A 13,124-nucleotide genomic window follows, 5' to 3' on the forward strand; every position below is an offset into this window, starting at 1 on the left:
GTTGCTGATCCTCACTGGGCCAGATCATGCTTGCACGCCTGAGCGGAGCCGACCTGGAGCGGCTTATGGACAGCATCGGCACGCCGACCTTTCTCGTCGGCGTGACGGGCCCTGACGACTTCGTCATCCTCTACGCCAACCGGGAGATGCAGGCGGTTCTCGGCCTCTCCGCCGGGGATCTGCGCGGCCAGCCCTGCGCCGCCATCGCCCCGCCGGAGCAGGGGCAGGTGTTCCGCCATTATTTTCACCAGTGCTGGCTGGCGGGCGCGCCGGTGATGTTCGAGACGGCGCTGACGTCGCCCGGGGGCGAGCGCTGGCTGCGCGTCGCGCTCAACCCGGTGCGGGACGAGGCGGGCGCGGTCGTGCGCCTGCTCGGCACCGCGATCGACGTGACGCAGGAGCGGCAGGCGCAGGAGGCGGTGCGGTACCAGAATCTCCTGCTGCGGGCCCAGCAGGATCTGTCTCCCGACGGCATCCTCATCACCGATGCGAACGGGGGGATGCTGAGCTGGAACGCCCGGTTCCGCCAGCTGTTCGGCCTGACGGACGCCGACATGAGCCAGGGCGCGGACCGGGTGTTTCCGCTGATCTTCGCCCAGCTTGCCGATGCCGAGGCCGCCCGCCGCAAGATCGACGCCCTCAATCGCAGCCCGTGCGCCGAGCTGGCGGGCGAGGAGCTGGAGCTGCGCAGCGGGAAGATCTACCAGCTCCTCAGCCGCAGCCTGATCGACGAAAACAGCCTGGGGCGCGTGCGCATCTGGTTCGTGCGGGACATCACCGAGAGCAAGCGCGCCGAGCGGGCGCTGGCCGAGGCCCATGCGCTCCAGAAGGCGATTCTCGGCAGCGCGCACCAGATGATCCTGTCGGTGGACCGCCATCTGGTGTTCCGCAGCTTCAACGCGGCGGCGGAGCGCCTCCTGGGCTACACGGCCGAGGAGATGGTGGGCAAGGCGACGCCCCTGCTGCTTCACGACCCGGTGGAGGTGGAGGAGCGCCGCACGGCCATGGGCCAGATGCTGGGGCGGGAGGCCTCCATCGACGAGGCATTTCACGGCCGTGCCCCGTCGGGCGAGCCGGACATTCAGGTCTGGACCTACATCCGCAAGGACGGCAGCCGTCTGCCGGTGGAGCTGGCGCTGACCCGGCTGGCCGACGAGCAGGGCAATCATCTGGGCTATCTCGGCATCGCCACCGACATCACCGAGCGGATGGAGACCGAGCGCAAGCTGTTTGAGGTGGCGACGACCGACGCGCTGACCCGCCTGTGGAACCGGCGGCATTTCACCGAGCAGGCGACCAAGGCGCTGCTCCGGGCGCGCCGGTATGACGATCACGACTGCCTTGCGCTGATCGACATCGATTTTTTCAAGCGCATCAACGACACCTACGGCCACGCGGCGGGTGACGCGGTGCTGGGGGCGGTGGCGCGGTGTCTGGACGCCACCCTGCGCCGGTCCGATTTCATGTGCCGCTGGGGCGGGGAGGAATTCGCGGCGCTGCTGGTCAATGTGGACGCGCAGGAGGCGCTCCGCGCGGCCGAGCGCATGCGCCAGGCGGTGGAGGCGCTGACGGTGCCGTGGGACGGGGGAACCATTCCCGTCACCATCAGCATCGGCCTGTCCAATTTCCTGCGTAGCGAGACCTCGCTCGACGCCATTCTCTCCCGCGCCGACGCTGCGCTCTACGCGGCCAAGGCGGCGGGCCGCAACCGGGTGAATGTGGCCTGGGAGGCGCAGCCCGACAGCCCCCGCCCGGCGGCGCGCTCCGGCTAGCGGGTCTCCTCCATCCGGTCCGCCGCCTCCGTCGGCAGGCCGAGGTAGGCGAGGCTCATGCGCAGCGCCTCCCGCTTGAAGGCGTCGCTGGCCGCCTGAAGGGGCGCGTCCGGCCGGCGGGTGAGGGGGATCTCGCCCCACACCACCGCGCTGCGGATCGTGTTGTGCAGGTAGCGCACCGCCCCCTCCACGTCGCGGTGGGCGAGGCGCGCCGCGTGCGGCTCCAGCAGCCGGGCGATGGTGGAGACCACCAGCGCGTTGCCCCGGTGGACCTGGTCATAGATCACCGGGTTGACGATGCGCTGCCGCTCCATCAGCCGCAGCACGCCCCCGTCCTGCCGGAACGCGCCGAAGATGATCTCCATGTGGAAGGCGACGATGTCCTCCGCCCGCTTGCCCACCCAGCGCTCGGGCCGGCCCATCTCGGTGATCTGCTCGAACCGCACCCGGCGGTAGCCTTCCATGATCGCGAGCAGGATCGCCTGCTTGTCGGCGAAACGGTTGTAGATGGCGCCGATCGAGACGCCCGAGGCGCGGGCGATGTCGGCGATGGAGGTCTCCTCGAAGCCCTGCTCGGTGAACAGGGTGGTCGCCGCGCGCAGCACCTTTTCCATGGAGGCGCGGCTGCGGCTCTGCCGGGGCGGCGCGACCCAGTCGTTGTCCTCGTAAACAGCGATGTCGCTTGTGCGCTTGATGAGCTGGCTCATGCCCGTGGCCCCGCAGTCTTCCGGCGATGATCTCCCGGCACTGCCTATAGATCAGGCCGCGCGCCGGGCCGCGTCCTGTTCAAAGTCACAGGTTGCGGATCGCCCTGCCTCCCGCATTATCCGAAAAATAGAATCATAATTCTAATTCGGTGGGGAGAAAAGAGAGATGGATACGCCAACCGTGCCGGCCGCCCGGTGCCCTGGTCCCAGCTATCAGGATATCGCCCTGCGGGACGGCCCCGTGCCCGAGCCCCTGTCGATTCAGTCCAATCCGCCCCAGTCCACCGCCGATATTCCCTTCGAGCGCTACACCAGCCAGGCCTTCTTCGATCTGGAGATGGAGCGGATGTGGCGCCGCGTGTGGCAGTACGCCTGCCGCGAGGAGCACCTGCCCGAGCCGGGTGATTATTACGTCTACGACATCGGCCGCCGCTCCATTCTGATCGTCCGGCAGGAGGACGGCAGCCTCAAGGCCTATCACAACAGCTGCCTGCATCGCGGCACCAAGCTCAAGCCGTCCAACAGCAGCGGCTGGACCCCGAGTCTGGCCTGCCCCTTCCACGGCTGGGACTGGAACCTGGACGGCACCCTCAAGAACCTGCCCTGCCGCTGGGATTTCCCGCACGTGAAGGACGAGGCCGCCCGCCTGCCGGAGGTGCAGGTGGACAGCTGGAACGGCTTCGTGTTCATCAACATGGACCGCTCCGCTCCGCCGCTGCTCGAGTATCTGGAAGTGCTGCCCGAGCACTGGAAGCGCTGGGACATGACCAACTGGTATGTCCACACCCATGTGCGCAAGCGCCTGCCCGCCAACTGGAAGGTGGCGATCGAGGCGTTCATGGAGGCCTATCACACGCCGGTTGCCCACCCGGAGATGACCCATGTGGTGGGCGACCACAACATGCAGCACGACATCTTCAGCCGCCATGTGAGCCGCGACCTCTGCCCGATGGCGAGCCCCAGCCCCACCTCGCCGCTCAACCTGTCGGAGCAGGAGCTGCTGGACCGGATGCTGGTGTCGGACCGCTCGGTGGTGAGCGAGCGCCGTCTGGTGCCGGAGGGCAAGACCGCCCGCTCGGTGATGGCAGAGCAGATGCGCGAGACCATGAGGAACAGCTACGGACACGACTACTCCCACCTGTCGGTGCCGGAGATGATCGACTCCATCAAGTATCATCTCTTCCCGAACGTGTTTCTCTACGCGGGCGTGGCGCTGCGCCTGCTCCAGCAGTACCGGCCGGTCGGCAACAGCCCGGATCACTGTTACTTTGACCAGTTGGTGTTCCGCCCCAAACCGGCGGATGGTTCCGAGCCGCCCGTTGCTGAAGTGGTCGAGATCGGTGAGGACGAAAGCTACACCACCGTGCCCGGCATGGATCCGTTCCTTGCCAGCGTGCTCGACCAGGACACCGACATCATGCGGTGGCAGCGTGAGGGCATGTACGCCAGCGAGAAGGGCGCGGAGACTCTCGCCCGCTATCAGGAAGCGCGCATCCGGCATCTGCACGAGACGCTGGATTTCTACCTGAACCGCTAGTCAGAGCCTTCGCGTCCGGGCCCATACTGGAAAAAGGAATACCCATGTCAGACCGCGATCCCGCCAACCGCTCCGCCCAGATTCCCCGCTGCCCCGGGACATCGTGGGACGACATCATGGCAACCGACACCCGGCCCGTCCCCGAGTTCATGAAGGAGGACGCCTACGAGTATCGCGGGTCCGAGCCGCTGGCGGCGGAGCGCTACACCAGCCGCGAATTCATGGAGCTGGAAAACCGCAAGATGTGGCCGCGCGTGTGGCAGTTCGCGGCGCGCGAGGAAGACCTGCCCGAGCCCGGCGATTATGTGGTCTACGAGATCGCGGGCCGCTCCTACCTCATCGTGCGTCAGGAAGACGGCTCGGTGCGGGCGTTCCATAACGTCTGCCTCCATCGCGGCCGCAAGCTGCGCACGGAGAGCGGCTGGGCGGCGGATTTCCAGTGCCCGTTCCACGGCTTCACCTGGAATACGGACGGCAGCCTGAAGCACATTCCCTGCCGCTGGGACTTCCCGCACCTGACCGAGGAAAAGATGAAGCTGCCCGAGCCCGAGGTGGGCCGCTGGGGCGGCTATATTTTCCTGCGCGAGGAGCCGGGCGGCCCGAGCCTTGAGGAATTCCTGGCGCCGCTGCCGGAGCACTTCAAGCGCTGGAGGCATGAGGAGTGCACCACCGCCATCTGGGTTGCCAAGGTGGTGCCGGCCAACTGGAAGGTGACGGCGGAGGCCTTCATGGAGGCCTGGCACGCGCTGGTCACCCACCCGCAGCTGCTGCCGTTCACGGGCGATGCCAACACCCGCTACAACATCTACGGCGACAACGTGAACGTGGCCTTCACGCCGTTCGCGGTCATGTCCCCGCACATCGACCCGGAGGGCAAGAGCCAGCAGTGGATCGTCGACGAGTTCGTCAAATACAACGGCCGCTCGGCGGACAACTATGACGGCGAGGCCAGCCTGCGCGTCGAGGTGCCGGAGGGTCTGACCGCCCGCCGCGCGCTGGCGGAGGCGGCGCGCAAGCAGTACACCCAGATGTTCGGTCACGACCACAGCCACGCGACCGACTCCGAACTGCTCGACGCCTTCACCTACAACGTGTTCCCGAACTTCGCGCCGTGGGGCGGGTTCATGCCGAACATCGTCTACCGCTGGCGGCCGGGCAGCGATCCCGATCACTGCCTGATGGAGGTGCGCATTCTCACCCGCGTGCCGCCGGGCCAGCCGATCCCGCGCTCGGTGCCGATGAAGATGCTGGGCGCGGACGAGCCCTGGTCCACGGCCAAGGAGCTGGGCATCCTCGGCGACGTGTTCGATCAGGACATGGAAAACCTGCCCTACGTTCAGGAAGGCCTGAAGGCCTCGAAGAACGGCGAGGTGCAGCTCGGCAACTATCAGGAAATCCGCGTCCGCCAGTTCCACCAGACGCTCGACAAGTATCTGGCGGACTGACCGGCGCGCAAAGGCGCTCAAGGAACGGGGGGAGGGCCGATGGGCGAGGCGGCTATGATCGCGCACGAGACGCTGGCGGACGGGTTCGTCTTTGCCGAGGCGCCGCGGGCGGATAACGACGGCAGCGTCTGTTTCAGCGACCTGACCGGCGGCGGCATCTACCGCTGGCGGCCGGGCGGGGTGGAAACCGTGCTGCCGGAGCGGCTGTGGGTCGGCGGCATCGTTCTCGACGAGAGCGGCGCCGTCGTCTGCTCCGGCCGGGGCGGCCTTGCGGTCGTCCCCCCGGGCGCGGGCGTCGCCCGCCCCCTGCTTTCGCAGATCGACGGCCAGCCCGTCCTTGCCGTCAACGACATCGAGGCGGACGGGCGGGGCGGCCTGTTCGGCGGCACGGTGGACTTCCCCGCCATTCTCGAGCGCGGCGAGCCGCCCCAGCCGGGCGTGCTGTTCCATCTGTCGCCCGAGGGCAAGGCGACGGTGCTGCGCGAGGGCGTGGCCGTCTCCAACGGCATGGGCTTCAGCCCGGACGGGCGGATTTTCTACCACTCGATCTCGCTCAGCGGCATCTGGGCCTACGACATCGGCGCGGACGGAATGCCGCGCAATCCCGTGCTGTTCGCGGCGCGGGAGGATTGCGACGGCCTGGCGGTGGACCAGGAGGGCGGCATCTGGGTTGCGTGCTGGTCAACGGGCGAGGTGATCCGCTTCCGCCCCGATGGCGTGATCGACCGCACCGTCACTTTCCCCGGCCTTGCCGTCACCGGCCTCGGCTTTGGCGGCAAGGATCTGACCGAGCTGTATGTGGGCCTCGGCACGCTGGGCGGCGAGGCCGGACCGGGCGGGCTGGCGCGCCTGCGCACCGACGTTCCGGGCCTGCGGGAAGGCCGCACCCGCCTCGACGCTGCTCTCATCGCCCGCGCCTGAGCGCGACAGGAGAAAGACAAAACCGATGACGACCACCCCCCCGAAGTCGATGACGACCCGGGTCACCCGGCTGCTTGGCACGCGCTATCCCATCATCCAGGGCGGCATGCAGTGGGTGGGGCGCGCGGAGCTGGCCTCCGCCGTCTCCAACGCGGGCGGCCTTGGCATCCTGACGGCGCTGACCCAGCCGACGCCGGAGGCGCTGGCGGAGGAAATCCGCCGCTGCCGGTCGCTCACCGATCAGCCGTTCGGCGTCAACCTCACCATGCTGCCAACCGCCAGCCCGCCGCCCTATGCGGCGTATCTGGAGGCGGCGCTGGACGGCGGCGTGCGCGTGCTGGAGACGGCCGGGCGCGTGCCGCCCGAATTCATCGCCCGGGCCAAATCGGTGGGCGCGGTCATCGTTCACAAGTGCACGGCGGTGCGCCATGCCCTCTCCGCCCAGCGCATGGGCGTGGACGCCATCAGCATCGACGGCTTCGAGGCGGCGGGCCATCCGGGCGAGGATGACGTGGCGAGCCTCGTGCTGATCCCGGCGGCGGTCGATGCGCTGGACATTCCCGTCATCGCCTCCGGCGGCATCGGCGACGGGCGCGGCATGGCGGCGGCGCTGGCGCTGGGCGCGGAAGGCGTCAACATGGGCACCCGCTTCTGCGCCACGCAGGAAGCGCCGCTCCATGCCAACATCAAGCAGGCGCTGGTGAACGCCAGCGAGCGCGACACCCGCCTCATTTTCCGCACCCTGCGCAACACCGGGCGCGTGCTGAAAAATGCGGTGGCGGAGGAAGTGATCGCCATCGAGACCCGGCCGGGCGGCTGCACGTTCGACGACATCCGCCACCTGGTCGCCGGCGCGCGCGGGCGGCAGGCGCTGGAGACGGGCGACGTGGAGGGCGGTCTCGTCTGGGCGAGCCAGGTGGTCGGCCTCATCCGCGACGTGCCCACCTGTGCCGAACTGATCGCCCGCATGGTGGCGGACTGCCAGCGGGCGCTGGGCACGGCCAGTGGATTTTTCGAACCGCAGGACAGCGCGGCGCAGGCCGCCGGCCTTGCATGCGAGATGCAGCCATGAGCGACAGCGCATTTTTCGTCACGGAAACGCCGGAGCCCGGCATCGCGCTGGTGCGGCTGGCGCGTCCCGGCAGCCTCAACGCCATGACCGTGCCCATGGTCGAGGCGCTGCGCGCCGAACTGGAGCGGCTGGATGCGGACCCGGAGTGCCGGGTCATCGTCCTCACCGGCGAGGGGCGCGGCTTCTGCGCCGGGCTCGACCTCAAGGCCGTGCTGCCGGAGGGCGGGGAGGCCAAGGGCGCCGTCGCATGGATGCGCCTGCAGGAAGCCTTCGCCGGGCTCATCCTGGCGGTCCGCCGGGTGCGCCAGCCGGTCATCGCCGCCGTCAATGGCGTCGCGGTCGGCGCGGGGCTGGGGCTTGCCCTTGCCGCCGACATCCGCGTGGCGGCGGCGGACGCGCGGTTTCTCATCGGCGCGGTGCGCATCGGCATCACGGCGGGCGAGTGCGGCATCAGCTATCACCTGCCGCGTCTGGTGGGGGCCGGGCGCGCCTTCGAGATCATGCTCACCGGCCGGCCGGTCGAGGCGGAGGAGGCGCTGCGCATCGGGCTGGTCACGCAGCTGGCGGACGGTCCGGCGCTGCGTGAGGCGGCGCTGGGCGTTGCGCGCCAGATCGCGGCCAACAGCCCCTATGCGGTCAAGCACAGCAAGCAGGTGATGTGGGCCAATCTGGAGGCGCCGGGCCTGGAGGCCGCGCTGCAACTGGAGAACCACACCCAGGTGGTGGGGCTGATGACGGAGGATTTCGCCGAGGCGGCGCGCGCCTTTGCCGAGAAGCGCAGCCCGGTGTTCCGGGGGCAATAGCGGGAAAGACCGACAACGCGCCTTCGGGGCCGTCGCCTGCGTCGCCGCAGGGCCGAGAGGGAGGGAGACAAGGCTATGGATCTGGAGCTGAAGGGAAAGAAAGTGGTGGTCAGCGCCGCCTCGCGCGGGGTCGGCCGGGCCATTGTCGAGCGCTTCCTGCGGGAAGGGGCGGAGGTGTCCATCTGCGCCCGCCGCCGGTCGTCGCGCGACCCGAACGCGGACGCGCCCGATCTGGTCAGCAACACCCTGCGCAATGACGGCCTTGAGGAAGCGCTGGCGGCGCTCAGCCAGTTCGGCACGGTGCACGGCTCCGTCGTCGATTGCGCCGATCAGGATCAGGTGACGCGCTGGGTGCAGGAATCGGCCGAGCGCATGGGCGGCATCGACATCGTCGTCTCCAACGCCAGCGCGCTGGGCGGCATTCCCCGCAACCGCCGGGGGTGGGATCTCAACTATCACGTGGATCTGCTGTCGGCGGTGGCCATGTGGGATGCGGCCTATCCCTATTTCCGGAAATCGGACGCGGCGAGCTTCGTGCAGATTGCCACCATCAGCGCGGTGGAATCCCATCCCTTCGCCGGGTGCTGCCAGAGCTACGGCGCCATGAAGGCAGCGCTCATCAACTACACCTCGCAGCTGGCGCAGGAGTACATGTCCGAGGGCATTCGCGCCAACTGCGTGTCGCCGGGGCCGACGTATGTGCAGGGCGGCTCGTGGGATTTTCTCCAGCAGACCATGCCGGACTACTACGAGCAGAACGTCGCCAAGCATCCGGCCAAGCGGCTCGGGCGTCCCGAGGAAATCGCCGACGTGGTGGTGTTCCTCGCGAGCCCGCGCGCATCGTGGGTGACGGGCGAGAACATCGTCGTCGACGGCGGCTTCACCCGGCACGTGAAATTCTAGGCGGAAAGTTCAGGGAGGTTCAGTCCGGAGCTCTGCGGCGGGAGTGCAACGGGAGACCAAACACCGTTCTTCCCTAGCACAATCACTAGGCTCATTTCCCGCCGACTCTTCATACACCGGAGAAGACCAAGAAGTGGCGGCGGGCCGTCCTGTGCCTCTCAGCCATTCGTCAATCGGGGAGACGTCAGATGTTGGCTAAATATCGTGCCGCCATGGCAGGCGGCCTTTCTCTCGTGGCGCTTTCATGGGCCGGTGTTGCGGTGGCGCAGGATGACGCCGCGCAGGACTCCAGTCCGGTCGGCCTTGGCGAAATCATCGTGACCGCGCAGAAGCGCGCCGAAAATCTGCAGAGCGTGCCCATCTCGGTTTCGGCGGTGACCGGCCAGGCGCTGGCGGAGCAGCAGATCACCAACGTTGCGGCCATGGCCAACTCCGTGCCGAACGTGCAGATCAACACCTTCTCCAACTCGCCCGACTCCGCGGTCTTCACCATCCGCGGCGTGGGCGTGAACGACGCTGACCCGTACGTGGGCACCACCGTGTCCGTGGTGGTGGACGGCGTTGTGGTGGGCGTGAACACCGGCGCGCTGCTGTCGCTGTTCGACATCGAGCGCGTGGAAATCCTGCGCGGCCCGCAGGGCACCCTGTTCGGCGCCAACACCACCGGCGGCGTGATCAACGTGATCACCAAGCAGCCGACGGGCGAGTTCGGCGGCGAGGCCCAGCTGGTCTACGGCAACTACAACCGCCTCAACCTGAACGCGGCGCTGAATTTCCCGATCACCAGCAACCTGGCGGGCAAGGTCAGCGTGCTGCACAGCGGCCATGACGGCTTCTTCCGCAACCTGACCGACGGCCGCCGTCTCGGCAGCACGGACATGACCACCGTGCGCGCCTACCTGAAGTTCGACAACGGCAGCAACTACGACGCCACCCTCATCGGCGAGTACAACCGCAGCCGCAACGGCGCCCAGACCTCGGTGAGCTACGCCGATCCGTCGTCCGTGCTGTATCGTCCGGGCTACGGCACCGAGAAGGGCAAGCCGACCTTCTGGCGCGGCCACTCGGCAAACCTGCCGGACCAGAACAACCGCAACACCTACAGCCTGACGCTGACCCAGAACATCGAGAGCGGTTTCGGCGATATCGTGTCGATCACGAACTATCGCGAGTATAACCAGGATCTCTACAGCGACGATGACTCGACGCCGGCGGACCTGCTGCACACCCGCCGCCAGACCAATCACTACCAGGTCTCGCAGGAGCTGCGCGACACCATCGACATCAACGACCGGGTGCAGCTGCTGGTGGGCGCGTTCGGCTTCCTCCAGAAGTACGACCTGGTCCAGGCCGGTGCGCTCAACGGCTTCCTGCCGGGCCTCGGCCAGCCGCAGACCCAGTGGCAGAAGAACTGGTCGGCCTCGCTGTTCTCCCAGCTCTATGTGGACATGACCGACAAGCTGCGCTTCCAGGCCGGCGTGCGCTACTCGCACGAGAAGACCAAGGCGCGCTCCACCACGGCCCAGTCCATCAACCCGTCGGGCCATGCGGATCTGGACTATCAGGTGCCGCTCGACGGCACGCTGGTGGTGGCCACCGGCTCCAAGTCGTGGGATGACGTGGGCTACAAGATCGGCCTCGACTACAAGGCCACCGACGAGGTCATGCTGTACGGCTACCACGCCCGCGGCTTCAAGTCGGGCGGCTTCACCGGCCGCATCGTCTTCGCCGAGGACATCGGTCCGTTCGATCCCGAGCATCTGGACTCGTTCGAGATCGGCCTCAAGTCCGATCTGCTGGATCGCCGCCTGCGCCTGAACGTCGCCGCCTTCTACAACTTCTACAAGAAGATGCAGGTGGTGCAGAACTTCACCTTCGCCACCGGCGAGAACAGCGCCACCATCCGCAACGCGGGCAAGGCCAAGACCCGCGGTATCGAGGTGGAAGTCGTTGCGCTGCCGATCGAGGGTCTGACGCTGAGTGCGTCGGGTGCCTATCTGGACGCCAAGTATTCCCGCTATGACACCCTGACGCAGGATCCGACCGGCACCGGTCTCATCCCGGTCAGCTATGCGGGCAACCGTCTGATGAACGCGCCGAAGTGGACCGCGAGCGCGAGCCTGGCCTACGAGTTCGAGGTCGGCCCGGGCACGAGCAAGTTCTTCATCCAGCACAACTACACCAGCCCGAAGTACACCAACTACTCGAACCTGCCGCAGGAGAAGACCGAGCGCATCAACCTGGTCAACGCCAACCTGTCCTGGACGCCGGACAGCGAGCGCTGGTCCTTCGGCGTGTGGGCGCGCAACCTGTTCAACGAGAAGTACTTCGCCCAGAAGCTCTACATTCCGGGCACCCTCGCTCTGGCCGGCATGGGGGCGCCGCGCGAGTATGGTATCGACTTCCGTTACAACTGGTAATCGCGCTGCAACATGACGCGAGCGCCGGCGGACCTTGTCCGCCGGCGCAATTTTTTTGGTCTTCCCGCTCACCCGGCCACCTAGCGAAGCCGCTAGTTGTTGCATTGCGGTAGAGTGGGGCATCCCAACCCATGTACGCGGATAACGTCGATCCGCCGGATGTCGGAGGTGGCAATGAAGGTTCTTGTGCCCGTGAAGCGGGTGGTTGATGCGAACGTGAAGGTTCGGGTGAAGCCGGACGGGACTGGCGTTGAGCTTGCCAATGTGAAGATGAGCATGAACCCCTTCGACGAGATTGCGGTCGAGGAGGCGGTTCGTCTGAAGGAGAAGGGCGTGGCGACGGAGGTTGTCGTGGTCTCGGTTGGCGAGGCCAAGGCGACGGAGACGCTGCGCACGGCGCTGGCGATGGGGGCGGACCGGGGCATTCTGGTGAAGACGGAAGTGTCGCCGGAGCCGCTGGGCGTGGCCAAGCTGCTTGCGAAGATCGTGGGCGAGGAGCAGCCGCAGCTTGTGATCATGGGCAAGCAGGCGATTGACGACGACAGCAACCAGACGGGCCAGATGCTGGCGGCGCTTCTGGGCTGGGCGCAGGGCACCTTTGCCTCGAAGGTGGAGCCGGGCTCGGGCGAGGTTTCGGTCACGCGCGAGGTGGACGGCGGCCTGGAGACGGTGGCCTTGAAGCTTCCGGCGGTGGTGACGACGGACCTGCGTCTGAACGAGCCGCGCTATGCGTCGCTGCCCAACATCATGAAGGCCAAGTCCAAGCCGATCGCGGAGAAGACGCCGGCGGACTATGGGGTGGATGTGACGCCGCGTCTGAAGACGCTGAAGGTTTCCGAGCCGGCGAAGCGTCAGGCGGGCATCAAGGTTCAAAGCGTTGACGAGCTGATCGGCAAGCTCAAGGAAGTGGGAGCGATTGCATGAGCGTCCTGGTTCTGGCGGAACACGACAACAATTCCCTGAAGGACGCGACCCTTGCGGCGGTGACGGCTGCGGGCGCGCTGGGCGGCGAGGTCCACGTGCTGGTGGCGGGCGCGGGTGCGCGCGGCGCGGCGGATGCGGCGGCGTCGGTTGCGGGCGTTGCCAGGGTGCTGCTGGCGGATGACGCGGCCTATGCCAACGGCCTGCCGGAGAACCTGGCGCCGCTGATCGTGGAGCTGATGGCGGGCTATGACGCGCTGGTGGCCCCGGCCACCTCGTTCGGCAAGAACGTGACGCCGCGGGTGGCGGCGCTGCTGGATGTGGCGCAGGTGTCGGACATCATCTCGGTGGACGGGCCGGACACGTTCCAGCGGCCGATCTACGCGGGCAACGCCATTGCCACCGTGCAGTCGGCGGACGCGAAGAAGGTGATCACCGTGCGCACCACCGCCTTTGCCAAGGCGGCGGCGACGGGCGGCGCGGCGGCGGTCGAGACGGTTGCGGGCAAGGGCGACGCGGGCCTGTCGCGCTTTGTGGGCTCGGAGCTGTCCAAGTCGGACCGGCCGGAGCTGACCTCGGCCAAGATCGTGGTCTCGGGCGGCCGGGCGCTGGGTTCGGCCGAG

11 protein-coding genes are annotated in these 13,124 nt (G+C 67.6%); 10 read left to right on the plus strand and 1 reads right to left on the minus strand.

Features of this window, described 5'->3' with window-relative positions; translation table 11 throughout:
* The first annotated feature begins 26 nt into the window (after positions 1 to 26).
* Entirely contained in the window at positions 27 to 1,772 is a 1,746-nt protein-coding gene (locus tag ACSJJU_RS14305) for a sensor domain-containing diguanylate cyclase (RefSeq protein WP_435916262.1), read from the plus strand.
* On the opposite strand, the gene ACSJJU_RS14310 is transcribed toward ACSJJU_RS14305, so the two are convergent.
* Positions 1,769 to 2,479 (minus strand): TetR/AcrR family transcriptional regulator, encoded by a 711-nt coding sequence (locus ACSJJU_RS14310; protein WP_435916263.1) that lies wholly within the window; start codon positions 2,477 to 2,479, stop codon positions 1,769 to 1,771. The two genes, ACSJJU_RS14305 and ACSJJU_RS14310, sit on opposite strands and share 4 nt — an antisense overlap.
* 166 nt (positions 2,480 to 2,645) lie before the next feature.
* Between ACSJJU_RS14310 and ACSJJU_RS14315 the strand changes: the two genes are divergently transcribed.
* From ACSJJU_RS14315 to ACSJJU_RS14355, 9 genes are all read left to right on the plus strand, one after another.
* Entirely contained in the window at positions 2,646 to 4,016 is a 1,371-nt protein-coding gene (locus tag ACSJJU_RS14315) for an aromatic ring-hydroxylating oxygenase subunit alpha (protein ID WP_435916264.1), read from the plus strand.
* A gap of 44 nt (positions 4,017 to 4,060) precedes the next feature.
* The gene (locus ACSJJU_RS14320; RefSeq protein WP_435916265.1) at positions 4,061 to 5,461 is read left to right on the plus strand and encodes an aromatic ring-hydroxylating oxygenase subunit alpha; all 1,401 of its coding nucleotides are present in this window, start codon (positions 4,061 to 4,063) and stop codon (positions 5,459 to 5,461) included.
* A 39-nt stretch (positions 5,462 to 5,500) separates the two neighbouring features.
* On the plus strand, positions 5,501 to 6,382 hold the full coding sequence (locus ACSJJU_RS14325) for an SMP-30/gluconolactonase/LRE family protein (protein ID WP_435916266.1): 882 nt from the start codon (positions 5,501 to 5,503) through the stop codon (positions 6,380 to 6,382).
* 25 nt (positions 6,383 to 6,407) lie between these two features.
* Positions 6,408 to 7,454, plus strand: a complete 1,047-nt coding sequence (locus tag ACSJJU_RS14330; RefSeq protein WP_435916267.1) for an NAD(P)H-dependent flavin oxidoreductase — start codon at positions 6,408 to 6,410, stop codon at positions 7,452 to 7,454.
* Entirely contained in the window at positions 7,451 to 8,257 is an 807-nt protein-coding gene (locus tag ACSJJU_RS14335; RefSeq protein ID WP_435916268.1) for an enoyl-CoA hydratase/isomerase family protein, read from the plus strand. The genes ACSJJU_RS14330 and ACSJJU_RS14335 overlap by 4 nt, the downstream gene beginning before the upstream one ends.
* A gap of 75 nt (positions 8,258 to 8,332) precedes the next feature.
* Positions 8,333 to 9,160 (plus strand): SDR family NAD(P)-dependent oxidoreductase, encoded by an 828-nt coding sequence (locus ACSJJU_RS14340; protein WP_435916269.1) that lies wholly within the window; start codon positions 8,333 to 8,335, stop codon positions 9,158 to 9,160.
* A 188-nt stretch (positions 9,161 to 9,348) separates the two neighbouring features.
* On the plus strand, positions 9,349 to 11,580 hold the full coding sequence (locus ACSJJU_RS14345; protein WP_435916270.1) for a TonB-dependent receptor: 2,232 nt from the start codon (positions 9,349 to 9,351) through the stop codon (positions 11,578 to 11,580).
* Between the two features lie 174 nt (positions 11,581 to 11,754).
* The gene (locus tag ACSJJU_RS14350; protein WP_435914342.1) at positions 11,755 to 12,504 is read left to right on the plus strand and encodes an electron transfer flavoprotein subunit beta/FixA family protein; all 750 of its coding nucleotides are present in this window, start codon (positions 11,755 to 11,757) and stop codon (positions 12,502 to 12,504) included.
* Positions 12,501 to 13,124 (plus strand): electron transfer flavoprotein subunit alpha/FixB family protein (locus tag ACSJJU_RS14355; protein WP_435914343.1); only part of this gene is annotated, 624 nt, incomplete at its 3' end. The genes ACSJJU_RS14350 and ACSJJU_RS14355, both read left to right, overlap by 4 nt.

This window comes from Pedomonas sp. V897, assembly GCF_051304405.1.
Lineage (GTDB): Bacteria > Pseudomonadota > Alphaproteobacteria > Sphingomonadales > Sphingomonadaceae > Pedomonas.